The 26,085-nt window shown below is 36.9% G+C and carries 25 protein-coding genes; 24 read left to right on the top strand and 1 reads right to left on the bottom strand.

Features of this window, described 5'->3' with window-relative positions; translation table 11 throughout:
- The first annotated feature begins 2 nt into the window (after positions 1 to 2).
- The 24 genes from AAEY97_RS07565 to AAEY97_RS07450 all read left to right on the top strand — a co-directional run bounded on the left by AAEY97_RS07565 (position 3) and on the right by AAEY97_RS07450 (position 23,903).
- The gene (locus tag AAEY97_RS07565; protein ID WP_350997805.1) at positions 3 to 674 is read left to right on the top strand and encodes a hypothetical protein; all 672 of its coding nucleotides are present in this window, start codon (positions 3 to 5) and stop codon (positions 672 to 674) included.
- Position 675: 1 nt separating this feature from the next.
- On the top strand, positions 676 to 870 hold the full coding sequence (locus AAEY97_RS07560) for a hypothetical protein (protein WP_350997802.1): 195 nt from the start codon (positions 676 to 678) through the stop codon (positions 868 to 870).
- 9 nt (positions 871 to 879) lie between these two features.
- Entirely contained in the window at positions 880 to 1,779 is a 900-nt protein-coding gene (cpaB, locus tag AAEY97_RS07555) for a Flp pilus assembly protein CpaB (protein WP_350997799.1), read from the top strand.
- Positions 1,776 to 3,086, top strand: a complete 1,311-nt coding sequence (locus AAEY97_RS07550) for a type II and III secretion system protein family protein (protein WP_350997796.1) — start codon at positions 1,776 to 1,778, stop codon at positions 3,084 to 3,086. Before cpaB ends, AAEY97_RS07550 begins: the two co-directional genes overlap by 4 nt.
- Before the next feature lie 12 nt (positions 3,087 to 3,098).
- On the top strand, positions 3,099 to 4,820 hold the full coding sequence (locus AAEY97_RS07545; protein WP_350997793.1) for a TadA family conjugal transfer-associated ATPase: 1,722 nt from the start codon (positions 3,099 to 3,101) through the stop codon (positions 4,818 to 4,820).
- The gene (locus AAEY97_RS07540; RefSeq protein ID WP_350997790.1) at positions 4,817 to 5,668 is read left to right on the top strand and encodes a type II secretion system F family protein; all 852 of its coding nucleotides are present in this window, start codon (positions 4,817 to 4,819) and stop codon (positions 5,666 to 5,668) included. The genes AAEY97_RS07545 and AAEY97_RS07540 overlap by 4 nt, the downstream gene beginning before the upstream one ends.
- An 8-nt stretch (positions 5,669 to 5,676) precedes the next feature.
- A complete protein-coding gene (locus AAEY97_RS07535; protein ID WP_350997787.1) occupies positions 5,677 to 6,540 on the top strand; it encodes a type II secretion system F family protein in 864 nt (287 codons plus the stop codon).
- Position 6,541: 1 nt separating this feature from the next.
- A complete protein-coding gene (locus AAEY97_RS07530; protein WP_350997785.1) occupies positions 6,542 to 6,880 on the top strand; it encodes a DUF192 domain-containing protein in 339 nt (112 codons plus the stop codon).
- Positions 6,874 to 7,359, top strand: a complete 486-nt coding sequence (locus tag AAEY97_RS07525) for a tetratricopeptide repeat protein (RefSeq protein WP_350997782.1) — start codon at positions 6,874 to 6,876, stop codon at positions 7,357 to 7,359. The genes AAEY97_RS07530 and AAEY97_RS07525 overlap by 7 nt, the downstream gene beginning before the upstream one ends.
- A complete protein-coding gene (locus AAEY97_RS07520; protein WP_350997779.1) occupies positions 7,359 to 8,045 on the top strand; it encodes a TadE family protein in 687 nt (228 codons plus the stop codon). The genes AAEY97_RS07525 and AAEY97_RS07520 overlap by 1 nt, the downstream gene beginning before the upstream one ends.
- A 72-nt stretch (positions 8,046 to 8,117) precedes the next feature.
- A complete protein-coding gene (locus tag AAEY97_RS07515) occupies positions 8,118 to 12,284 on the top strand; it encodes an IPT/TIG domain-containing protein (RefSeq protein WP_350997776.1) in 4,167 nt (1,388 codons plus the stop codon).
- Between the two features lie 2 nt (positions 12,285 to 12,286).
- Positions 12,287 to 12,715 (top strand): hypothetical protein, encoded by a 429-nt coding sequence (locus AAEY97_RS07510; RefSeq protein ID WP_350997773.1) that lies wholly within the window; start codon positions 12,287 to 12,289, stop codon positions 12,713 to 12,715.
- Positions 12,716 to 12,777: 62 nt separating this feature from the next.
- A complete protein-coding gene (locus tag AAEY97_RS07505) occupies positions 12,778 to 14,016 on the top strand; it encodes a hypothetical protein (RefSeq protein WP_350997770.1) in 1,239 nt (412 codons plus the stop codon).
- A 169-nt stretch (positions 14,017 to 14,185) separates the two neighbouring features.
- Positions 14,186 to 14,524 (top strand): hypothetical protein, encoded by a 339-nt coding sequence (locus tag AAEY97_RS07500; RefSeq protein ID WP_350997767.1) that lies wholly within the window; start codon positions 14,186 to 14,188, stop codon positions 14,522 to 14,524.
- Positions 14,525 to 14,582: 58 nt separating this feature from the next.
- Positions 14,583 to 15,047 carry a hypothetical protein gene (locus tag AAEY97_RS07495; RefSeq protein ID WP_350997764.1) on the top strand — a complete coding sequence of 155 codons (465 nt, stop codon included), beginning with the start codon at positions 14,583 to 14,585 and terminating at the stop codon, positions 15,045 to 15,047.
- A gap of 2 nt (positions 15,048 to 15,049) precedes the next feature.
- The gene (locus tag AAEY97_RS07490; RefSeq protein ID WP_350997762.1) at positions 15,050 to 16,027 is read left to right on the top strand and encodes a transposase; all 978 of its coding nucleotides are present in this window, start codon (positions 15,050 to 15,052) and stop codon (positions 16,025 to 16,027) included.
- 615 nt (positions 16,028 to 16,642) lie between these two features.
- A complete protein-coding gene (locus AAEY97_RS07485) occupies positions 16,643 to 17,848 on the top strand; it encodes a hypothetical protein (RefSeq protein ID WP_350997760.1) in 1,206 nt (401 codons plus the stop codon).
- A 1-nt stretch (position 17,849) separates the two neighbouring features.
- A complete protein-coding gene (locus AAEY97_RS07480) occupies positions 17,850 to 18,293 on the top strand; it encodes a hypothetical protein (protein WP_350997758.1) in 444 nt (147 codons plus the stop codon).
- A gap of 76 nt (positions 18,294 to 18,369) precedes the next feature.
- Complete coding sequence (locus AAEY97_RS07475) at positions 18,370 to 19,398, top strand: hypothetical protein (RefSeq protein WP_350997755.1); 1,029 nt, start codon at positions 18,370 to 18,372, stop codon at positions 19,396 to 19,398.
- Positions 19,399 to 19,545: 147 nt separating this feature from the next.
- A complete protein-coding gene (locus AAEY97_RS07470; RefSeq protein ID WP_192115450.1) occupies positions 19,546 to 20,523 on the top strand; it encodes a transposase in 978 nt (325 codons plus the stop codon).
- 300 nt (positions 20,524 to 20,823) lie between these two features.
- Complete coding sequence (locus AAEY97_RS07465) at positions 20,824 to 21,582, top strand: hypothetical protein (protein WP_350997752.1); 759 nt, start codon at positions 20,824 to 20,826, stop codon at positions 21,580 to 21,582.
- Position 21,583: 1 nt separating this feature from the next.
- Positions 21,584 to 22,060, top strand: a complete 477-nt coding sequence (locus AAEY97_RS07460; protein ID WP_350997749.1) for a hypothetical protein — start codon at positions 21,584 to 21,586, stop codon at positions 22,058 to 22,060.
- A 148-nt stretch (positions 22,061 to 22,208) separates the two neighbouring features.
- Positions 22,209 to 23,240: a hypothetical protein gene (locus tag AAEY97_RS07455; protein WP_350997746.1), complete on the top strand. Its 1,032-nt coding sequence runs from the start codon at positions 22,209 to 22,211 to the stop codon at positions 23,238 to 23,240.
- Between the two features lie 54 nt (positions 23,241 to 23,294).
- On the top strand, positions 23,295 to 23,903 hold the full coding sequence (locus tag AAEY97_RS07450) for a hypothetical protein (RefSeq protein WP_350997743.1): 609 nt from the start codon (positions 23,295 to 23,297) through the stop codon (positions 23,901 to 23,903).
- 325 nt (positions 23,904 to 24,228) lie between these two features.
- Here the strand turns inward: AAEY97_RS07450 and AAEY97_RS07445 are convergent, their stop codons facing one another.
- Entirely contained in the window at positions 24,229 to 26,046 is a 1,818-nt protein-coding gene (locus AAEY97_RS07445; RefSeq protein WP_350997740.1) for a hypothetical protein, read from the bottom strand.
- Positions 26,047 to 26,085: the final 39 nt, after the last annotated feature.

Raw genomic sequence — 26,085 nt, 5'->3', positions numbered from 1 at the left:
TTATGAATAAGTTATTCACTCTCCTTCTATTATGCATACCTTCTATATGCATCAGTGTTGAATGGCCTGATATCGAGTTTCCGGAAGGCGCGGTTGTAGAAATTGTTGCAGAAGACATTAAAATGTATGGGTATCCAACTAAAACTTGGATTGTTAAAGATAATGCGAGTCAAATGTTAACCGCAGCATTTTTTAAAAAGCAATGGAAGAGTAAAAGCGATAAGTTTGACGAGCAAAAACTAGGCAGTGATTATGTCATTAATAGTCTGCAAGATCCTTTTTTACTGACAGCTCGAATTAAGAAGGAATATGATGGTGTGACTGTTTTAGTTGGCATAACACAAAATATTGAAGCAAGTTCCAATAATATTAGCGCTGATCAATTTCCATCACCACTTAACTCGAATATAATTTCTGATATTAAGTCGAAAGATTTATTTAAAAACGGTAGAACAGTAATTTTACAAAACAAAAGGAGCATTTCAGAAAATTACCATTACTATCGAAGATATTTTCAACGACTTGGTTGGAGCGAAAATACTGGCATTCTAGATGTTAATTCAGGAAAAGCGGTTTTAATGATGAGTAATGGAGCTAATACGGTTGATATCAGTTTTAACAAAAAAAGTGAAAATGTAAATGTAGTGTTCAACCAAGTCATGGATGGACTATGAAATGACAAGATATACATATAATAAAGGACAATCGAGTGTTGAATATTTAATTGTATGTGCAGCATTAGTCGCTGCATTATTTACTCCATTAGAAAATGATAAAAGTGTAATCGATAATTGTGCTGAATCATTAAAAGAGTGGTATAGCGCATTTGCATACAATAAATCAATGTCAACATTACCAGATTATAACTAGGGATAGGAAATGCGATTTAAATCTATAGATTTCAACTGGATTTTACTGATTATAGCTATTGTGCTAGGTGGTGTTTCAGCTTGGGCAACAAAAAATTACTTTATTACTAAAGAACAGCAGCTTAGAGATGAGCTTTCGAATGATAATATCGTAATGGCTGACGTAGTTGTCGCAACGCAAGAATTACGAAAAGGTGATGTTGTATCGCAAGACAATATGTCAGTAAGAAGAGTTCGGGCAGATATTTTACCTTTAGACGCCGTGCATCCTTCACAGTTTGATTTAGTGGTAGGACAAATGTTATTGGCACCTATGAGTGAGGGAAGGCCTCTAATATCGACATATTTGCCAGGTATGCACGCAAAACAATTTTCGGATTTACTTAAAGAAGGTGAGCGTGCGGTTACAATTAATATAGATGAAATTAACTCAACAGCAGGAATGTTAGTACCGGCTGACCACATCGATTTATTATTAGCCTTTAAAGACGATAAAGATGAGCAAGAAACAGAAAAACTGCAATTGCTTATTGAAAATGTGGTTGTGCTAGCAGCTGGTCGTAGAAGCTTAGACATCAACCCTGAATTAGTCGATACGTTTTATGATAACCCGAATGCTTACAATACTGTAACACTGGCATTATCGGTAGAAGATGCTGCGAGAGTTTCTTTAGCGAGAAATAAAGGCAAGTTTGTGACTTTGCTGCGTAATCAAGTAGAAGATAAGCCTTTAGAGTTTGTTTCATTAAAGGAAAGTCAAATATTTAATGTTGTTAATAATGATACTGCTGAAAATAATGTTGAAATGATTATTGGCGGTAGCGGAATTAAAACAACGACTCAAAGCTATCCTCTTCCTAAAGAAATGCTTGAGCAATTAAATCAATATAAGAATAATTTATCACTATGAAATCATTAAATTTAATTTTTGTTTTTTTTATTTGTATTTTTACATCACCGTTAGCGTCTGCGCATAACAATACCCCATTTAAGTTATATGTAGGTGCCGTAGAATTATATAAAGCCAAAAATATTGAAAGGATAGTGGTCGGTAATGGTAGCGTGATTAGCACTAAAGTTGTCGATAATAACGGTCTTATTATTATTGGTGAGTCAGCTGGAGACACTGATTTACAAATATGGCAAAAGTCCGGTAATGTTATTAAATTAAGTGTCACGGTAACGCCTGACAACTCATTAAAAACGTCAGCGACTATCAAGAAAATGTTAGCGGCTTTTCCTGCTTTGCAAGTTAGTGAAAATGATGGCTTGATTATTGTTCAAGGTGAAGCCGATCTTAATCAAAAGGAACAGTTAGAGAAAATATTTGAGGCAAGCCCGAATATAGTCTCACTAGTCAAGTATGCAAAATATGCCACTGCAATTGCTCCGATGGTGAGAATGCAGGTCAAAATTGTTGAATTTAACAAATCGACCTTGAATAATATCGGCATAAAATGGGATTCAGTTATGGCTGGTCCTGCATATGGTGCCGCAAAAGCTTTTACAGCGAATCCAATTTTTAGTGTTGCTTCTTCTGGTCAGTTCGTTGATCAAATCTCAAGTGCTGTCACAGAAAGTATTGGAGTACTAGATAATCGTAGTTGGAGTTATTTTGGGGTAGTGACAGGTATAAGCTCGCAAATTCAATTATTAGCACAAAAAGGTGATGCAAGAATGCTTGCTGAACCTAATCTCACTACTCGCAGCGGTGAAACTGCATCATTTTTAGCCGGGGGGGAGTTTCCTATTCAAAGTGTGAGTGGACTTGGTGCCGTAGATGTTGAGTTTAAAGAGTATGGTATCAAGTTAGATATCGAACCCGTGGTAGACGAGAACCAAAATATTGTGAGTAGAGTAATGGCCGAGGTCAGCTCAATTGATCCTTCTGTATCAATTGGGAGCATCCCTGGCTTACTCACCCGTAAGACTGAATCGGTCATTAATGTCAAAAATAATGAAACGATTGTGATCTCTGGTTTAGTGAGTAGTGAAATGTCAAAATCAGTCAGTAAATTTCCTTTTCTGGGTGAAATCCCTATCCTCGGTGAATTATTTAAATCGAGAGATTTTAGAGAAAAGAAAAGTGAATTAGTTATTTTTGTTACACCCACGATAGTGTATCCAGGTGAAGAAAGTCATGACGCACAGTTAGCCAGAGGTGTGGAGTTAACTGATGAAGCGTCCAAACTTGAAGCGTTTTATATCTTAGATTAAAAGGATTTACAGATGTTTAACGTAATAGTGAGTACAACTAAAGGTACTAAAGTTGGTGAGTTTCAATGCATACATTCAGAATGTCATGTGGGCAAAGATAATGGACAACTGATACAACTCCGTGGGTTTAAAGTATCAAAGCATCATGCCACGCTATCGCAGAATGAGATTGGTATATTTGTCTCTGATAATCAAAGCCGCACAGGCTTAAAAGTAAATGATGAAAAGCAAAAAGAATTTGGCCCTTTATCTCTAATCGACAAAGTACAAATTGGTGATTATATCATTAGAGTGCAATCATCTGATCCTAAAACAATTACATCTGAAACTTATCATAATGAAGACCTAAGCCTAACGGATAGCAGTATTATAGATTCCGAAATAGCTCAAGTTAACGAGTTAGATAAACAAACTACCCTTAATCGTGAGGCTATTGCGTCAGATGAATTAATTCAAAGAATTAAAGTTAGAAATGAATGCAGACGTAAAGTTCATCGAGAACTACTAAAATTGATGGATTTAAGGCGCGTGAATGTCAACGAAATGAGTGACGATGAATTAAGAATCCAAAGTTCCAAATTGATTGAGCAGATTATTGCATCTATGACTCTTCCTGACGAAATAGAAGTCAACTCGCTGATTAAGGAAGTCTTAGACGAGACCATCGGTTTAGGGCCATTAGAGAGTTTAATTGCCGATCCCGATGTTACCGAGATTATGGTTAACAGCCATGATCAAATTTTTTATGAAAAAGCAGGTAATTTGTTTTTATCTGATATTTCTTTTTCAGATGATCAGGCGGTTTTAGGAGCAATAGAAAGAATCGTAACACCTATTGGGCGTCGAATTGACGAAAGTTCACCAATGGTTGATGCAAGGTTAAAGGATGGCTCTCGTGTTAATGCGGTAATACCTCCATTAGCCCTAAAAGGTCCATGTATTACAATTCGTAAATTTATGCAGAAAAGACTTAGCTGCAATGATTTAGTTAACTTTGGTTCAATGAACCAGCCGATGGCTGCATTTTTAGAAATGGCGGTTAAGCAAAAAAGAAATATTGTTATTTCTGGTGGTACTGGTTCAGGTAAAACAACGTTGTTGAACGTTTTATCTAACTTTATCCCCGATAATGAGCGGATTGTAACGGTAGAAGATGCCGCTGAACTGCAACTATATCAGCCAAACCTTGTTTCATTAGAAGCCCGTCCACCCAACCAAGAAGGGAAAGGAGCGGTAGAAATTAGGGATTTAGTTAAAAACTGCTTACGTATGCGTCCAGACAGAGTGGTTATTGGGGAATGTCGAGGTGGTGAAGCTCTCGATATGCTTCAGGCAATGAACACTGGCCATGATGGCTCATTGACCACCGCACACTCTAACTCTCCTCGTGACTGTGTTTCACGATTAGAGGTTATGGTGATGATGGCCGGTATGGATTTACCTATATTAGCGATTCGTGAGCAAATTACCTCAGCTGTTAATATTATTGTACAGCAATCTCGTTTTTCTGATGGATCAAGAAGAGTGACAAGCATATGCGAATTAACAGGACTAGAAGGAAGTGTTGTTCAGTTATCTGAAATTTTTAAATTTCAGCAAACAGGTTTTAATACTGAAGGTAAAATTGAAGGTTTTTATACTGCAACAGGCACCGTGCCAGAGTTTTATGAGCAGCTACAAAAACGAGGTGTAAAGATTAAATTGGATATTTTTGATACCGGAGGCCGTAAATGACAATAATTATACTTGCAGCTTCTTTAGCATTTATTTCAATCGCCTTATTGGTTTGGTCTTTAAAGCATTTATCCGAAAGATTTGCATTGAACTATCACCAGACATTTACCTCGTCTGCAAAAACGAATCTGACAGAAATGTTTTTATTCATTGAACCTAAACAGCTGTTTATCGTGAATATGATAACCCTTTTATCGCTGCCTATTCTGTTTAGGCTTTTTCTGGGTACATGGGTTTTAGGCATTTTATTAAGTATATCTCTGGCTCTGTTACCCCGGTTTGCTTATAAGTATCTACATAAAAGACGTCGTAGAAAGTTTGTACACCAACTACCTGACTCGCTCAATATGGTTGCTACCTCCATGCAATCTGGGGCTAACGTTACTAGCGCAATTGAATTTATGGCTGAAGAAATGGAGTCACCATCAAAGCAAGAGTTTCAGTTGTTTCTTCGTGAGCAAAGGCTTGGTGTTGAGTTTAATAAAGCGTTAGACAATATGCTGGTGAGAATTCCTGAAGATGAATTTCAACTTGTTACAGCAGGTATGCAAATATCAAGAGAGATTGGTGGCAACTTAGCTGAAGTTTTACTCAGACTTTCAGATACCCTGCGAAGAAAAATTGAGATGGAAGGTAAAATTGATGCATTAACCTCACAAGGTAAAATGCAAGGTGTGGTAATGACGTTATTACCTGTCTTTATTGGCTTAGTACTATATCAAATGGAGCCATCATCAATGGGGCGTATATTAACAGAGCCAATGGGATGGGCGTTAATTGCGCTTATCACCATCATGTTATTTGCTGGCTATATGTCAATCCGAAAGATTGTTACAATAGATGTATAGGGAATATTATGGTTAATCTTATTGTAGCGTGTTACACAATAGCCATTATTTTTTTGGTCGTTAGTTGTATTCGAATTTATCGAAAAGTGCCCAACGATAATCGTGAATTTATGGATCCACTATCACCAGGACTAAAATTGATTTGGCCTTTGGTGAAAATATTCGCTTTTTATATAAGTGAAAATTTAAGTGTTGATTATCTAGAGCGTGTTTCAAAAAAACTGCAAATCTCTGGGCTGTCATACATAATGACCGCTGAACAATATTTTGCCATAAGGGTATTAAGTACACTTTTTTCTCTCGGGTTAACAATATTTTGCGGTATATTATTGGAGAGTTTGGAAACTAATTACTTAATTTTTTCTGTTGTTTTTGGTTACTTTTTACCTGTATTAACCTTAAATGATTTACGGAAAAAGCGTCAAGGCCTGATCGTCAAATCGCTGCCTGTTTATTTAGATTATTTGACCATGGCTATTGAGGCAGGGTTAAATATGACTGGGGCGTTGTCACAAGCCGTAGACCGTGGGCCAGCCGGACCGTTACGTATAGAATTAGAGAAAGTGATCCGCGATATGCGTGCAGGTATGTCAAGAGCGCAATCTTTTAGAAACATGGCCGAGCGTGTACAAATTACCGAAGTAAATAGCCTTGTGAGCGCACTTGCTCAAGCAGAAAGAACCGGTGCAAGTTTAGGTCACACATTACGCATTCAATCAGATCAACGACGTGTTGAGCGTTTTCAGCGTGCCGAGAAGAAGGCTCTTGAAGCGCCGGTTAAGTTAGTGTTTCCGCTAGTTATATTTATTTTCCCCGTCACTTTCATGATACTAGCTTTTCCAATCGCCATGAAATTTATGTATGAGCTATAAAATGGATTTTATTAGTATTAAAAGCGACAAAGGCAGCATTATTGATAGTGTTGCTTTGGCAGATAAAACCCTTAACAGATTAAAAGGCCTTTTAGGTAAAAAAGGGCTAACGATGCAACAAGGTTTACTGATTAGCCCTTGTAACTCAGTACATACCGTAGGGATGAAGTTTGATATTGATGTCATTTTTTTAAACAAACAAAATCAAGTTATCAAAATTAAACCATCAGTAAAGCCAACTAGAATGGTCAGCTGTTTTCGGTCAAAAAAAGTACTAGAACTGGCGTCGGGAAGTGCTCAATACAACAATATTTCAATAGGAGATTCATTGTCATGGTAAGACAACTATCATTCATTGTAGCTTTATTATTTTTGGGTTTAAGTGGTTGTACAACTACAAAAACAGATGTACCAGAAGGTAATCAGCAAATAATGCAAATTCAAGCGAATGCGGAACGTGCTTATAAAATGGCGATGTTAGACAAAGCAGAAAGTCTGTACTTTGAAGTATTAGCTAGTGTGCCTAACTATGCTCCAGCATGGTTCCGTTTAGGTAATATTTATACTCGAACTGGTCGTCATGACGCAGCAATAGCAGCTTATTCAAAAAGTTTAGAGTTTGAACCTGATAATCAAAAAGCATTTTATAATATAAGTCTGGTTAGAATTAAGCAGTCAACCGAAGCGTTATCGGCAGCAACCAAACATGGTGATATTAACTCGCCGATTGGCAAACAAATACAAGCATTATTAAATGCGCTTAATCAATTACAGAGAGAGCCTCGCAAACCCGATCAGCAAATCGAAGCGTCGTTATAATGAAACGCATAATTTTTCAAAATCAGAAAGGTCAAAGTATGGTTGAGTTTAGCCTTGCTGTGCCTTTTTTAATGCCAATCGTTTTAGTCACCATGATGCTAATTGTACAGTGGGCCTTTATATATTCAGCCAAAAGTACCCTAAATGCGGCCACAATTAATGCTGTTAGGGCAGGCACGCTGCACAACGGTAATATCAATGAAATTCGTAATGGGCTTGCTCAGGGGATGATGCCTTTATTTGCCCATGGGACTGATATTTCTGACACTCTAGAGGCTGTTGCAAAATCAAAAGTGGCAGTAGCATTACAAAGCGATATTACTATTTTAAGCCCAGATAGAACCGCTTTTGATGAGTTTAAAGTGAGGGTGAGATATCCCCAAGGCAATCTTTATGAAATACCTAATAATAATTTAATGTACCGAAATCCGGCATTAAAAGATTTAGGGCAAGGTAGAAAGTTAAATGTACAAGATGCCAATTTATTACAGATAGAAGTCAGATGGTGTCAAAAATTGATAGTCCCATTTGCTAATTATGTTATTGAAGAAATTATAACGTCGGCACTGTACTTACCCGGTCCAGAACAACTTGTTTGCAACGCGCTTGGGCAAGCAACAGGTGATAGTTATTTAGCAATGGTTTCGCAAGGGTTAATGCGAATGCAAACACCTTTTAGATTGTAATTGAAATAAAGATGAACTTGACATAACAGTCAATAAAAATTGAAAAAATGGATTTATATAGGGATATATTCAATGAAACATAATGCACTTTGGTTAGCTATTTTATTAGCTGCCAGCGTAGGAATGAGTGGTTGTAATAGTGAGTTAGAGGAAGGGGAAGGCGTTGGCGTTGTGGTGCCCACTCCGGTAGATCCGGTTGATCCAACAGATCCTATCGACCCAACGGATCCGGTTGATCCTACTGATCCTGTCGAGTTTGTCGGTACCTGGGAAAACAAGGATGAAGATGGTGATGGCGTGCCAGATGAGCAAGATGATTATCCGTTTGATGCGAGTCGATCTGAATACGAATTGGTTTATGAGGAAGAGTTTAATAATAATGTTGCTCAAGCAAATCTAGCAGGTCGTATTCCATTTCGGATTCAAGGATCCATAAGTGATTCACGTGATATCGATGATTTTAAGTTCACCGTATCAAGTGAGGATATTGTCGCAGAAAATATTTTTAGTTTTATGCTTTATAAAGATGAGCCTAAATTCAAACCAAGAATAGTTATCATAAATGATGATGGTATTGTTCTTCAAGCGCCAAGTTTAGCTATTGATGTGGTTGGCCGAATAGGTTACGCAATATCTTTTAAACCTGAAGGTGCTGGGAATTATAATATAAGTGTGACTGACTATAATGGGAATAGTGATGTAGGTTTTACATATTTATTAGAGTCATTCGTTGATCAAGATAGTGATGGCGTTGCTGATGAATTAGAAGTTGCCTTAGCTATGAATCCTAATATACAAGATACAGATAAAGATAATATTCTTGATGGTAATGAATATCATGTCTTTAAAAATCAATATTTACGTGATATCGATGTCGACTCGGATAATATTCCTAACTGGTTAGATAGTGATTCTGATGATGATGGTATTTTGGATTTATTAGAATCTACAACGAATTTTGATGGAGATAATTATCCAAATTTTGTAGATTTAGATAGTGATAATAATAATGTTTATGATAAAGATGATTTTGATGATTCTATAGGGTACCTGCAAGATACCGATGGAGATAATATACCCGACTATGCTGATATCGATGATGATGGTGATCTGCTTTTAGATATAAATGATATAGAAAGTAAAATCGCTTTGTTAACATTTGATAGAGAAAGTGCTACTTCACCAAAAATACTAAATGTCCAATTAAATATTAATGGTAGCTATGCAATAAACAAAATCTCTGCATTTAACCCTGTAGTTATTAATGGCGAAAACTTAAATTTATCAAGTGAAGCTTTTGTTGTTTTAAGTAAGGATGATGCAAATGGGAAAATGTCAAATATAAAGGTTAACGTTGCTTCAGAAAATAAAATTGAATTTGTTGTACCTGATTATGGTGATATTGCGTTTGGCGGGGAATATGTAGAATTATTTCTTGTTATTGATGGTAAGAGAACAGAAAAAATACGTGTTAGATTGCTGGATCCACTAAACCCACAGTTGTATACGTTTACCCCAACTTCTACAGAATCAGGGCAAGTTATTAGTATCGTTGGTGAGAATTTATCGGCAGGCACAAATGTAGTTATTAATGATCAAGAAATCCAACTGAGTATACTTAGCTCAAACTCTGCACAGTTTATAATACCTGAGTTAGCTTTAACGTCTAATATTTATCTAAAGAATCAATATGGTACAAGTGAACCGAGCTTATTGATTATAACTAAAAATCAAAATGTTGTAATTGATATACCGGCACAATATCAAAATGTAGTTGGACCGTTTCGCTTATCAATGGTTGATAAATCATTTGTTGAACTAAGTAATATTCAAGGTTATGCATATCCATTTAATAGTGCGCAACCCGATACTTTGCTGATAACAAATTCTAATGGCATCAGTATATTGCGTACTATAATGTTACCTTCTGAATCGCAAATTAATGTTAGTTTAGATTCAACTATTAAGGCTATGGCTTTGACTAGCTTTATTCAGGATAAAACAGAAGCACAAGTCATTGAAGCGTTAGAGTTACTTCCACAGTTGTCAAGTTATCATTCTCTTGAAGAGTATGTGTTGGCTGGTATAAGTACAGATATAGATGCTACATTAGATTTAGGTAATATGGCTATAGCGGCTAAAATTTATGATGTAAATGAAGAATTAAAACAATTATTAACACAGACATCCAATTCACCAGAACACAAAAGCAGTTTTAAGAATTATATAGAAAGCGCGATAGTTGGTAAGTCTTCAGCTTCTGATCCTCAAAGACCTGTAATCACACCCGCAGAGTCACAAGACGGTATCAAAGTTGAACCCACAAGAAAGGGTATTACAGATTTTTTCGATTATGATGGCTATACAGAATTGCAAAATAGCACTCAGATGTATTTGAGTGCAGCTGTATATAAAATTAATAGTAATTTAGACGTTCAAACCTCGCCAGCAGTTGGTATAGATCCGTCAAATAACAAAACAAGTAAGACTTATAGTCATATTGATTCTTTTCTTGACCGCGATATGATTGCTCCTATCAACTATACTGCATTTTCAATTGCTTATTGGTCGAAAGATACTGACTTAGATGTGTGTAAATACCAAGACTGTTTAATTGAAGTAATTACTCCAGGACCTAATGGTGAAGAATTAACTGATGCAACAAAAAAAAATGTTGCAAAGAATTTATTTATTAGAAATTTAATCGATAGAGCAATTTGGCCTACTTTTAAGTCAATTTCAGAGATTATTACTAAAGCAACATCTAAAGATAGTAATAAGCAAGGAATTGGCTCGGATGGATACGTTCGAGATCCATCCAAGCCTGAAATGGCTAAACATATAACCGAAATATTTATATCTGTACTTCCTAATGTAATGGACTCTATACATGATGCATTTAAAGATGGAAAAGTTACTCCTGCAGAAGAAAAAGATATTATTAATGAACTAACTAAGGTTATGGATGCAGAAACTAATGCTTTAAAATCACTAAAGTTAGGACCTGTTTTTACTGCAATTTATTCAGCAGCAGGTTTTGATTTAGCCGATTTACTTAAAGATATTTCAACAGCCATAAGGGATAAGATTCTTGAAAGTTTTATTCCATATTATGGTCAAGCCATTAGAGTTATTGAGGTTTTAGAATTAATTAATAATGGGGCTGATGCTGCAGAGGCTTGGTATCATTTATTTACATTAAATCAAAAGTATGAATATAGAGTTACTTGGGGATTACGTATTGTAGCCATGGATCCAGGAGTGATTCAAATAAAAGAAAATGATTTGGTTGAGTTAAAGATAATAGGTATTGGTATTTGTCCTGTTACGGATTGGGCTGGAGATCCTACTTATCCGGTGATAAAGTTTCATGATAAAACGACAGGTGAAATGACAACATTAGTTATTGAGAATCGAGGGGAACTATATAATTCTTATCGAGTGAATAACCTATGTACTGAAGCGAAAATATATATGCCACCAACATATTTATCTAAAATGACAATTGATTCCAAAGTGACAGTAGAACTTGAATTTTCAGGGGATATCGCGAATAGTGAAGTTCAACAGTCGAAACCACAATTTCTTACTTTTGGTGATGGTTTAAAAATCGATAAGATAACACCGCAACCAGCATTTATTAATAGTGAAGTGATTATTACAGGCTTAGGTTTTTCAGATACACCTAGTAACAATGAGGTTTATTTTGTTGATAAATTGAATAATAAGATATCTGCTAGGATAGTAAAATCAACAGCGAATAAGCTTACTGTATTGGTACCTTCTAGCGCTGTTTCTGGTAATGTCTATGTTTTGGTTGATAATAAAGAGGTAGTTAGTAATATTGTCATAAGCTCTACTGAGATGATATTTACTTTTGGTGATAATGGTAACGAAACAGACGATAGCTTTCAAGTTCTGGTAAATAACGTTGCGGTTGATGAATCAACAGCAGGTCAAACTAAACGTACAAAGAAATTAACTTTACCACCAGGAGAGGTAGACTTCGAGCTTGTAGGTATTACAGTTCCCGACTCTCGGGCGACATATTATGTTTGTTTTTCAAATAATGTAGATGTGGTTAGTGGTATTACATCTGCTAAAGTAGATTTCGAACCTGGAAGCCAGTTTTCTACTAAACTTAGATTAAATGTTAAGTCAGAGTCAGCTTCTAATCCGGTGAATTGTAGGTACTTCGATCCAACAACCAGCCAAACAATTGTAATGTGGGAAGAATAATCATGAATATTGTAGTTAAGTCGCTAATATTGGCTTTGCTCGTTAGCTTGTCATATGAATCGTATGCAGATGATAGTAATTATAATTTTGTTGCGAACAGTAATACCGATAATATTTTTCTTGATAAATGTAAGATTTATAGGGAAATACTAAAAACCAACGATATTGAGTTATTCAAAACTTTTATCGATCCGTCATTGCATGAGCATCCTCGTTTAGCTAAAGGTTTCTCTACTTACGTAAAGAACTATGAGCGAGAAGTCGGTGAAGAGGCTTATACATTGGAAAGCATTGTCATAGTGAACTTAGAAGACCAAAACTTTGCTGGTGTCGATTACATATATTCATTTAATAATGGCAAAGGCCATGGTAACTCAGGTTGTACATTTACCCGTTTAGAAGGTAATCATTGGAGACTACGACCTCGTTAATATTAAGTATATTAATAAGATCTACAGCAAAATGAAAAAGTGTAAGTCGATTAAGGAATAGGATGTTTAACAAGTTAACAGGGACGTTATTGATTACCGCGTCATCATTTTCAATTGTGTCAGCTGTTGAAAAAATAAAGTGGATTTTTATATGCTTTAATCTGATTTATGTGGTGTTGGCGGTAAGTGTTTTTTCTTTTTCGGCTGAAACTGTCGGGCGTTTAATGCTCAGTATATTGTCGATGTTGGTAGCGTTTAGTTATCAATGTCGATGGTGTTTTGATGCCTCACGCAATGTGTTAATACAGTTCCATGGTTTCAAGTTAGGGAGGAAATCCATTTATTCCCTTCAACAACAAGATGTTGATTACTCAATAATAAAAAATATTGAGTTAAAAGAAGTGCATAATACTTATAAAGTGATTTTGCATGTTAAAGAGAGTCAACAAGCTCCATTTCCTGAACCGATATCGATATTGTTAAAAGTGAAGCAACATAAGTTGCCCACATTGGTGCAACAATGTCGAAAAGAGTTAATGTCGCAGGGGATTAATGTTGTCGGTCAATTTGATAGCGTTAGCCGTAAAGATTGGCCAACCTTTAGTTCAGTTCCGCTCGACCAAGATACCGTAAAAGCCTTTATTGGGATTAAGCTATTTAACGACCCGATAAAATTACAATACCCCGTCACACTGTTTATGCTGCCTTTACCTCGGCAATACTTTCATCAAGTCTGGGCTTCAAGTTATATTAGTTTTATGGCCGCCCTGTTTATCCTTTATTCCAGCCATAATATCGTAGCGGGCATAGTGGTTGCATTATTTGGGGTAGCTGTGTCTGCTGTAAGGCGAAAGCTCATTTGCGATAAGCATTATACACAGGGGATATCGAATCCTAATGAGATTGTTATCAGCGAGAATTCACTTGTTATTCCAAGAGTGTATTTTGAGGACAAGCAAGTTAGACAGATAGAAAAGTCTGCGATTAAATCAATTAATATTGAGTGGAATTGGTATAAAGCTGGTGATGGTGACGGTACCTGGAGGCAATACAGGCGACCTTTTGTCTTTAGGGTAAACATTGATGTGAGTAACGGTGAAAGCATTACGTTAGCCGGGCAAACATTTGATAGTAATAAATTTGTTATTGCACTGTCTCAACTCGGCTACAGTGCAACGTTGACGCAAATCCCAAAAATAGCAGCGGTATGGCGTTTTTACATACTCATACCGATGGCTATAGCGCTACTAGGTATGACAGGCTTTGGCTTGTACTCGCTATATATTCGTTATTTGGTTTAACAGCAAAAGCATTTACGTTGTCATAGCACGACAGAGTTAGTGTTATAAACGTGAAACCTCTGGGAAATGGTATAGACAAATATCGAAAGATGAATTTTATACCCTAGTGCTTCACTACAATGATGACTCTGGCTTTAAGCCAAATATCTATTTTTCAGGCGAAGATGGTATGGCATTGAATTTTGGTAAGATACCAATAAGTAACGCATTGAAAATTATTGCAATTAACGTTGGGATCTTAAAAGACGGAAAGTATCACATCGGTGTTAATGACATTGATTTTGATGGCAAAGAGAGCTTTACCTACAATGCCACAACCTTTATTGATAGAGATGGATATGCGCTCAGTGATGATCTGGAATCTGCAATGGGTATTAATAACTTAACCCACGATACTGATAAAGATAACATTTGGGATGCGCAAGAGTATTACTTTGGTTATTTCGACTCATTTAATGTTGATCATGACGATGATGGTTTACCCGATTGGCTAGATAAAGATATATAAAATCAATTAGCTGTTCTATTTATAAAATAATATTTCGTATCGTTGTTAAGGATAACAAATGCAGTATTCGCAATTACCTAAACAGTATAAATTTATCAATCCGGTAGGGTTGCCAGAGCAATTACGCATTGCCACTAAAAGGCATTATTTTTGTAAGGCGTTTTGTTTTCTTGGGCTAATACCTCTGTGTGCATCAGTGCTAATGACTTTAACACTTGATGGAAACCAGCAACTTTTTTATCAAGCTGTGGTGGCGTTATTATTACCGACGCTAATATTGTTAGGTTTGTGCCAACATTACCTCGTGTTTGACCGCGCAACTCATCAACGTTTTGTGCAATTACAATTGTTAGGTTATTACTTTAAAAAAAATAACTGTGAGTCACTGCAGTCAACTGAATTAATCTTGCTGCATAATGTTAATGACAGAAGCCAATACGAAAATAACATGGCCACCCAAAATTGTTGGCTAAATATTAAACACTCAACTACGCTTTATTTACCCTTCCTAAATGGTATTTGAAGATGGCCAGACCAAGACAAACTATCGTTAGCTTAGAAGATACACCTTACTATCACTGTTGTTCACGTGTGGTACGTAAGGCTTTTTTGTGCGGTTTTGATAGCTCAACAGGTGAAAACTTTGAGCATCGACGAGAATGGGTTGATGCCCGTATTATTGAATTAGCGACAATTTTCGCCATTGATATTTGTGCGTATGTTGTCATGAGCAATCACTTGCATGTAGTGATTAAAGTGGACGCAGATAAAGCAAAAAACTGGTCAGATAAAGACGTACTGATTCAGTGGCACAAAGGCTTTAAAGGTACCTTACTGACACATAAGTTCGTAAAAGGTGAAGACCTGAATGAATTTGAATTAAAGACGGTAAATGACAGTATCATCCAATATCGCAAACGTTTGATTGATATCAGCTGGTTTATGCGCTCGCTTAGTGAGCCAATAGCCAGACAGGCCAATAAAGAAGATAAATGCACCGGAAGATTCTGGGAAGGCAGGTTTAAATCTCAAGCGTTGCTTGATGAAGCCGCAGTGTTAGCTTGTATGGCCTATGTCGATTTGAATCCTATTCGCGCTCAAATGGCCACCACACCCGAAAGCTCAGACTATACCAGTATTCAGCGTCGAATAAATTCAGCGATAAAAGGTGAGCAACCAACAGCGTTATTGCCTTTTGTGGGTAATGAGCGCTTAAACATACCTAATGGGTTAATGTTCAGTGTAAAAGACTACATCGTACTGGTTGAAGATACTGGTAGGATTATTCGACAAGATAAGCGCGGTGCCATTAGTTCAAGCAGCCAAGATATTCTTAATAGACTCAACATCCCTGCTGAGAACTGGCTAAAAATTACTACCGAGTTTGGCGCGTTATTCAAAGGCGCAGTAGGGGCTTTACCTGCATTAACTGACTATTGTGAACATTTAGACCGAAAGCGACGACAAGGCGCTTCAAATTGCCAGCGTTGGTTGTGTGCTTAAGGCTTAATGTCGAGAAAACTATAATGTTTTTAACACGTTGGTTGGTATCGGTCAAAGTGTTGCCTTGATTTTGGCCTATAAGCTGATTATCAAGTTTAAAAACTTATTTGCTGTTTAAAAGGATATATTTTGGTTTTTGTATAGTCATAAAAGGCTATCGTAATTCAAGTGAAAAGGCAGTAAGTTATTTCATTAAAAATGGGTGGCATTGTTAATATTTGGCCAGATGGACAATTGGTATTATCGAAAAATGATATAAAGGAAATAGATTTAATTTATAATGTTCAAACCAATAAAGGCCATTCTATTCGCACCGTATATCAAGTTACTATTTGTTTAGCTTCTGGTAAGGAATTAAATTTTGATATGTTGCATTACCCATTAAAAAGTATTTTTTATTTATTAGTTTATTTTAATTACCCTATGAAATTGACTCAGCGACGGTGGACGATGAAGTATCAGTTACATGTAGTGGTGTTAATTTTCCCTATACTAGCTCATTTTGCATTGACTAGCTTGATGGTTTTATTGGTATTTCCGTTAAATTTATAATGATTTTAAGTCATTTACATGACTTATCTCCGCTCACTCCGTTTACACTATATGGTGTGTGTATTGTTTTATTCTACATCACTTATGATAATTGGTGTCGCAACCTACAAGCTGTTAATATTATTTCTATTCATATTTTTTAATTTAATGAATTCCAAAAATGGGTGGCATCTTTATATTAGTCCATCTCGAATCTTATTTAATATCGCATGGGGCATCGAAATAAAACGATTGTCGCCAGCGATTGTTACCACTGAAAACGATGCGCCTATAACAGTCCATGGTGTAGGTTTTTGTATTGAAGAAGGTTGGTGGAGTGATGATATCCCTCAATTTACTGTTGCAGATTATAATGATGATGACCTTAATTATGAAGTGGAGGATCTTGTTAAAGAAGATGTCAGCGAAGATTGTCGGTTCGTAAATTTAATGGTTCCAGCAAACTTTCTTCGTACTGTTGAGTCATCAGGTAGCAGCAAAATAAAAGTGAATGTCGAGCATTTAGGTGACAGAGCATCTTCTGCAGGTATTGAGTCATTAAATAAACCTGCAGCTCAGCCTGAATACATTCAAATTGGTAATGGCGTTGTCATAGGTGAGATAAATCCAAATCCTTCTTATACTAATCAAGATATTGAAGTCAGTGCTATTGGGTATTCATCATTTATAGATAGAAATAAATTTTATATCACCAATAAAAACGGTGGCCGCACATTAGTGCCTCTGCTTGAAGAGCCTGTAAATAATGTCGCAAGAATAACCATTCCTGACGATGCTGTGACAGGCTCACTGACATTGGAAGTGACACGTGTAACTAACACACACATTCCCGAGGTTGTTAAGTCCGAACCAGTCGATATTGAAATTGTAGAAAGTTATATTCAGATAAAATATGACGATAACGGTAATTTTGATGATGATCAATTTGCTATTTATCATAATGGCATTGAAGTTGATAAAACTGCAGTGGGTCAAAGAGATAAAGTCTTTAGCTATAATTTAGCAGTAGGGCAATACAGTCTTGAAATTAAAGGGTTAGTTGCGCCGGATAAAATTGCAACCTATTCAGTATGCTTATCAGATAATGTCGTGATTGTGTCTGGTGATAGTAATGGCCGCGTCGAAACTGACGAGCAAGCTAATCCATCAGGAATATTTAGTAATCCGTTGGTTATTAAGGTAAATAGTGGTGATGGGCAAAATATCACTAGTTGTAGTAATGTTGCCTCTGGTGTGTTGTCGCGCATGAGTGCATTAAATGGAGATTAATATGAGATTAACGACAGTAACAATAACTTTTTGCAGCATGATGCTGCTAAGTACTTCTGTAAATGCCCTTGAGCGATTTGCAGGGTTTGAAGATGGCTCTGACGAAAATTTAAGAACCGTTTGCCAAGACTATATGGTAAACAGCTTTTTAAAAAATGATCCCGAACTGTTTTTTCATTTATTACCTAAGTCATTGACAAGCCGTGTGGAAAGGCTAGAGGAAAAGTGGTACGAAGGGCATTTGAAGCGCTTTGGTAGCGAGCCATTATATGAATACGACGTATTTGAGATGGATGAAAAAATTACAGAAAAAATGTACAAAGGTAATAATATAAAGCGCATAAAAATAAAATATAAAGCAGGGACAATGAAAAAGGTAAGAAGAAGTTCGTGTGGCTTTGAACAGTTTGAAGATAATCGCTGGTACCTTGCCCAAAAACCTTGATTACGTAAGTAAAGCCCTATTGTGAAAGCAATAGGGTTTTGTTTTTAAATGGCTAAAAAAATATTAAAGGGATGTAATGGGTTACAAAATTTGTAAGCAGACTGATGAACACATTGTATTGCAAACTACTGGTGGTATCGTCGATTTTATTTTTGGTGCAGTCATGGGGGCAATTGGCGCTGTAATTATGTCTTTAGGATGGTTTAACTATCAGGACACTGGCGAGATTATTATGTCTCTCGTGTTTCTATTGCTAGGGAGCTGTTTTTTAATTCCTGCTCTTAAGCGTAACCGTGTGATTGTTGACGTAACTAATAAACAGTTTGTCAAAACTAAGTCTTGGTTTGGTATTACCACCAATAAAGAAATTATCACCAATAATGGTTTAACTTTACTGGAAATGTCTGGCGCTACCAGTGGCGAAGTAAATGCGTTTTTTGATAATCAAAAACAAGTCAGTCATCATTACCGTCTTAAATTCTATAGCTACCCGGAATGGAACCTTTCGATGAGAGGCTTTTCAACGATGCTGGATGTTGCGCTATTTATTGAGCAGCATTTTGATGCTGATTTGGCGATGGTCGTGCAGCATAAAAGGCATAAATTTAGCACTAAAGGGCTATTACAAAATCATCAGAAAACGCCATTACCTAATGACTCTATTGTTAAAGAAACGGGGTTCCAACAGTTAACCATATCAGCCGCAAAGGGGGGAGTAATTGGGCAGTGGATTGTGGCTATTAGCATTATCACTTGGGCAGTATTGACCAGCGTATTTTTGTTGTACTTATCTGAGATGGAAGGTTTTACATACATCCCTTTTGCCGTTCAGCAGTTAATAGCATTCATCATTGTGAGTGGTCTTAGTTATATTAGTATTAATAGCAGCGTATCGACTCGCTTGAAGATTGACCATGGTAATTTGATTGTGAAAACAAGCCTATTTGGTGCGAGGAAGTACCCATTATCTGAAGTGATTGGCGTGGTTAATGTGGCTAAAATAACTTATTTGATAACACGTAAAGGCTCAGAACAACTCGCTTATAAAATACCGACTAAATATAGTTACGCGATTCATAGTTGGTTAATGAGCTTTATTAAGTAACCAATATTATGGCTTATCTTTAAAGTGAATTAACAAACTAAAATAACATCTAAAATAACATTAAAATAACATGGCCACCCAAAACTGTTGGCTAAATATTAAACACTCAACTACGCTTTATTTACCCTTCCTAAATGGTATTTGAAGATGGCCAGACCAAGACAAACTATCGTTAGCTTAGAAGATACACCTTACTATCACTGTTGTTCACGCGTGGTACGTAAGGCTTTTTTGTGCGGTTTTGATAGCTCAACAGGTGAAAACTTTGAGCATCGACGAGAATGGGTTGATGCCCGTATTATTGAATTAGCGACAATTTTCGCCATTGATATTTGTGCGTATGTTGTCATGAGCAATCACTTGCATGTAGTGATTAAAGTGGACGCAGATAAAGCAAAAAACTGGTCAGATAAAGACGTACTGATTCAGTGGCACAAAGGCTTTAAAGGTACCTTACTGACACATAAGTTAGTCAAAGGTGAAGACCTGAATGAATTTGAATTAATGACGGTAAATGACAGTATCACCCAATATCGACAACGCTTAATCGATATTAGCTGGTTTATGCGCTCACTCAGTGAGCCGATAGCCCGAATGGCCAACAAAGAAGATAAGTGCACAGGCAGGTTCTGGGAAGGACGCTTTAAATCTCAAGCACTATTAGATGAAGCCGCAGTATTAGCTTGTATGGCTTATGTTGATTTAAATCCTATTCGCGCCCAAATGGCCACCACACCCGAAAGCTCAGACTATACCAGTATTCAGCGTCGAATAAATTCAGCGATAAAAGGTGAGCAACCAACAGAATTATTGCCTTTTGTGGGTAATGAGCGCTTAAACATACCTAATGGGTTAATGTTCAGTGTAAAAGACTACATCGTACTGGTTGAAGATACTGGTAGGATTATTCGACAAGATAAGCGCGGTGCCATTAGTTCAAGCAGCCAAGATATTCTTAATAGACTCAACATCCCTGCCGAGAACTGGCTAAAAATTACTACCGAGTTTGGCGCGTTATTCAAAGGCGCAGTAGGGGCTTTACCTGCATTAACTGACTATTGTGAACATTTAGACCGAAAGCGACGACAAGGCGCTTCAAATTGCCAGCGCTGGCTGTGTGCTTAAGGCTTAATGTCGAGAAAACTATAATGTATTTTGACACTTTGGTTGGTATCAATCAGCTAGTGTTGCCTTCATTTTGGCCTATAAGCTGATTATCAAGTTTAAAAACTTATTTACTGTTTAAAAGGATGTATTTTTGTTTTTGTATAGTCATAAAAGGCTATCGTAATTCAAGTGAAAAGGCAGTAAGTTATTTCATTATAAAAATGGGTGGCATTGTTGGCAGCATTGTTGGCAGTAAGTTATTTCATTATAAAAATGGGTGGCATTGTTGGCATTTCGTATCGTTGTTAAGGATAACAAATGCAGTATTCGCAATTATCTAAACAGTATAAATTTATCAATCCAGTAGGGCTGCCAGAGCAATTACGCATTGCCACTAAAAGGCATTATTTTTGTAAGGCGTTTTGTTTTCTTGGGCTAATACCTCTGTGTGCATCAGTGCTAATGACTTTAACACTTGATGGAAACCAGCAACTTTTTTATCAAGCTGTGGTGGCATTATTATTACCGACGCTAATATTATTAGGTTTGTGCCAACACTACCTCGTGTTTGACCGCGCAATTAATCAACGTTTTGTGCAATTACAATTGTTAGGTTATTGCTTTAAAAAAAATAACTGTGAGTCACTGCAGTCAACTGAATTAATCTTGCTGCATAATGTTAATGACAGAAGCCAATACTGCATGAGATTAAACGGTACCAGCTATATGATTGGTACTCTTGAAGAAACATCTGAGCTTGTGTTATTTATTTCACAAAATTTTAATATTACAGCAAAAGAGCAAGTTACTGACTTTCCTAACATCCATACTTTAGATACTCATGTGCCAGCCGCATCATTGGCTGAATCGGGCTCTCAAGGCATTTATACCATGGATATGCCTACCTCTAACTCTAACTCTTTGCATAAAGCTAATGCCAAGCAGACAAATTCCATTGATTCACCGTCAATGTTTATCCAACCACTTTGGCAAGTTCGTATTGGATTAAGGCTGTTATACCCATTACCTTTTATATTGTTATTTTGCTTTTCCATGAAATACATCGGAGGCTTATAGCATGTTTTTCAAACCACTATCGCCAACAAAGGCCGTTATGGCCAAGACTCGTTTACACATTATCACCCGAGTGTTTTTTAGCTGTGTGTTTGCTTGTATGCTTTTAATTGTCATGGTGGATATTGCGCAACACACATATGATGAGGTGTTCATGTATTCAACTCTTGCGCTACTCTGGTGGCATTTCACATTTGCAAAGCGACAAGTCACATTTGATCTTCAAAGCCAGCAAATCACCACCAAAATCAGCTCTCTCTATTTATTAACTCAGCAGGTTATTCCCATCAGGAATATTGCAGCGCTGCAATTACGCCGCAGGGCAAGTAGTAATGGCGGTCGTGCTTACGAGTTATTAATCGTGATGCACACCCAAACTGAACCGTTAAGGTTTGAGTATGGGGGATTATATCGAATGCAATCTCTAGGCAAGCAAATAGCAGATTTCTGCAACATACCGTTTATAAATCAGTTAGATTAACAAGACATGTGAGCTCAAACCGCTAACCGACTCATTTTGTTGTTAAGCGAGTACAAGCACATAATGGACATAGTGACCTAGGCTAGTCGTATCAATTAAACTACGTCACTTTGTTTTTTTAATGCCTAAAAAATATTAAAGGGATTTAATGAGTTATAAAATTATTAAGCAGACGGATGAGCATATTGTGCTGCAAGATACTGGTGGCATCATCGATTTCATTTTTGGAATAGTGTTTGCGTCACTTGGCGCAGGGGTTATATATTTAGGTTGGTTTGGCTACCAAGATACCGGTGAGATATTCATGCCACTCATTATAGCCCTCGTCGGCAGTTGTTTATTCTTTCCTATGTTTAAGCGTAACCGATTAACGATTGATGCGACACGTAAAGAGGTGGTGAAAACCAAGTCCTGGTTTGGTATTACCAGCAATAAAGAAATAGTCACGAATAGCGGTTTATCTTTACTAGAAATGTCTGGTTTCATTACCGGTGAATTTAACGCTTTTTTTGATCGTCAAGAAATAGTTAGGCATCATTATGCGCTTAAGTTTTATAGCTTCCCTGAATGGCATATCACTATCAGAAATGTATCAACCATGATCAATATTGTGATGTTTTTTGAAAAACACTTTGATACCGATTTGGCATTAGTTGTTCAACATAAAAGGCACAAATTTAGTACCAAAGGGTTATTAAAAGACCATAAGCCGACTGCACTTCCAACAGGTGATTTAGTACATGAATCAGGCTTTCAGCAACTAACTATCGGCGGCATGCCTTTTACATCATTAAGATTTTGGTTGTTTGCGATGAGTACCATAGGCATATCATTTTTTATTTCGATATTTATATTATTCTTTTCTGAATCCGTTTTTACGCCTTATGTATCCTTGCCAGTTCAATATGCTTTATCAGCGTTACTGATTGGGTTTTTTTCTTGGGTATTTTTTTACCGCGCAGCGGGGACAAAACTCAGAATTTATAATGATACTTTGATTGTTAAACATGGTGTGTTTAACGAAAAAACCTATAAACGTTCAGATATCATTGGTGTAGTAAACATTACCCGAAATACGTATTTAGTGACTCGATTAGGTGCCGAATGGTTAGCTTTTAGATTACCAACAGAGCACAGCTATGCGATTCACAGTTGGTTAATGCCATATCTGAAACGCTAAATACTGGATCTATTATAAGCATTTATTTAAATCTCAACTAACAGGATGTTATCGATGAACATGATGAAAAAAGCCAGCTTACTGGTGGCCATGACTACTGCCATTACCACAATGAGTTTTGCTGCATTGGCGAGTAACCAAGCTGCTATTGATGCATTTGAAGCTAAAACCAAACCCATAGCACAAGATGCAAAAGTGCTATCCGATAAGCAGCTAGTCTTGATGCAAGAGTTTAATCAGCTTATGGATTCTGGCAATGCGTCGGCTGTATTCCAAAGTGGCAAGGTGCAAGAATTACAAGCACTCGGTGAGCAGACGTTGGTGCAAGCTAGGTTGTTTGTAAAAGAGTATGAGCAGTTTTTATCGCAATTACCTGAAACATCTACCTGCTATTTGCCTGAAAACGTCACAGAATATAACAATCTCATTGATGAGGTCTCTGCTAATAACCAGTCGTTATCTGAATTGAGCGCTACAGTATCACCCGGCGATGATGCAGGTGCCACCATGGCATTATTAAATGTACAAATGCATGCAGGACGGGTTAGCTCTTTTGTGCAAATGTTTCAGCTGGTGAAAATATGTTATATAACCGAAGCCATGGGTTACACCAAGCAAGATGTTGAGCGTATGGAAGCTGAAGAAGATGGTGATGAGCTGTAATGCCAGTATCTAATATGTCACTTTACATATTGGCAGTGTTTACTTTGTTGATTGTTAATAAGTAACAGGTTATTGAGTTGGATGGGGTGTATGACTATAGCAGTCATTCTATCTAGCATATTTAGTGCATTAGGGATTCATCATTTTTATGGCAGCAGAACGGTCCTTTGTCTATGGTGTGTTTGATTTAGTCTTAGCGATTGTTGGTCGTTTTATTGATAAAGAAAACGATATGATTAAAGCAGGCTAATATTTGTGGCTTGATGATAAAAAACCATTAGCTTTTGCTAATGGTTTTTTACATTGCGAGTAAGCAATAAGCCTCTTATGGTGTTGTTTTTAGTGACAATAAATGATTGTATAATATTTGGGTAAAGCGTTCTGAATTGTCATAAGTCATCATTAGTTGATTGTTTGCGTCTTTCGTGTCGAAAGCTTTATTTAAATTGACTTCAATTAACTGTTGATCTGCAACTAAATAATATGTCGGAAGAATGTGCTCAGCAACTTTGTCATTTATAGCGTCCTCAGTTGTAATAATTAATGGCTGATTACTTGGGCTAATGCTGCGTTCTACTGTAAATGTCGTTTCTGGTTGCAGGTTAATATCAAGCAGAGTGATCTTACTTTGTTGCTCATCGACGATGATAAACTCTGGATATAAACTATCAAATTGTGCTCTAGCGATATCATCAACTGTGATCATATCAGCCGTCTCGTAATCAGGAAGGTCGTAGATTTCATAATTATTGACTTCACGACACATGACATCAGCTTCTTGAGATACGTTTATAGAATATAATGTTTGTGGCCAATTTAGCGTGTTGAATTTAAGACTATCAGGAATAATGTTAAGTATTGAGCTCCAGCTATCACTTGGTGTGAGTATTTTTTCTACATTAATAGTGACATTAACATCTGTTGATTCATACACTGTTTTGTAACTATTACCATCTATAAACGGTTCAGGCGTCGGCAATGGTGCAATGGTATACCAACCGTTATGGGTTGTGTTCCAGCATTCAATTTCTATTTCTTGCTCATCTATATCTTTAGGGAATTCGGTAACATACCCAATTCCGTCAATAGAGGCTGATCCTATAACTGTCTTTCCTGTCTCATCATTGTCTAGTGAGAATGTGCTGAACTGTGACAGCAACGCTAGCGATAAGGTATTAGTGAAACCTTTATCATTAATGATATTACCTAGCACAACATCCCAATCGTTTTGTGACAAAATACGTGAATCAATAGGTAATTCTGTAAATCCTAATGCGATAGCTGAATCACTAAAGAGTATATTTGCGGCTAAAGTAAATATGTCGTCTGAGAAGAACTCTTCGATAGAAAGGCCGCTATCACTTAATATTTGCCAAAGCTCTGCATAAGTCGCAGCAAGAATTTTTTCTGCTGCGATTAAGTTTGGAATTTGAGTCGCGATGACTTGCTGTAAATAAGCAATGGCATAGTCTATGCGCATAAAGTTAGCTGAGGCTGATGTTTCCGCTGAAATAGAATACAAGGTGTCTGCATCTAATTGATACAAAATAGCCAATAGAGTGTCTAATTCAGCCGATAATTGACTAATATCACTGTTAGACAGACTTTGACTCTTCATCTCAATCACCCGAGAGAGTTTAATATGGGTCAGGTTATTAATCGCGCCATTGTACTGTGGGCTAGCGATTAAAGTGCCTTTTCCTGCGTCACTAACGATAGATTTTGGCGCAGAGCGGGTGGTTGGATTTTTAACCTTAAGTGCTAAAGAGCGGGCTTGGATTGCTTGTGTTGCTGTCGCCGCCTGCCAGTTAGCCACTAAATAATAGTCTGGGGTTTCGACTTCGCTCTTCCAATCAATTTGATAGTTACCGTCAACATCTGTAATAGTAAAAGGTTCATCACTATCACAGGCTAAGTTTTGGTTTAAATCGGCGCAAACAGTCGCACCAGATAATGCACCTTGATATACCGCTAAACCGTTTACCTGGTGAGTGTATTCTGATGCTACTGGCGGCGTAGTAATCGGGGGAGGTGTACCTGAATCTGGTTGCGTGATTTCGGTATTAGAATCGTCGTCAGATGAACCGCAACCGACTAAGAGTGCGCCAGAGATTAATATGGCTAATATGCTTTTATGGTGCATTAATGTGTCCTTACATTATGAGGTGAAATGTTTTCACCT

The sequence above is a fragment of the Shewanella sp. TB7-MNA-CIBAN-0143 genome (genome assembly GCF_040310065.1).
GTDB lineage: Bacteria > Pseudomonadota > Gammaproteobacteria > Enterobacterales > Shewanellaceae > Shewanella.
Note: the sequence above shows the minus strand (reverse complement) of the source record. Positions and strands in the feature narration are given on the sequence as shown.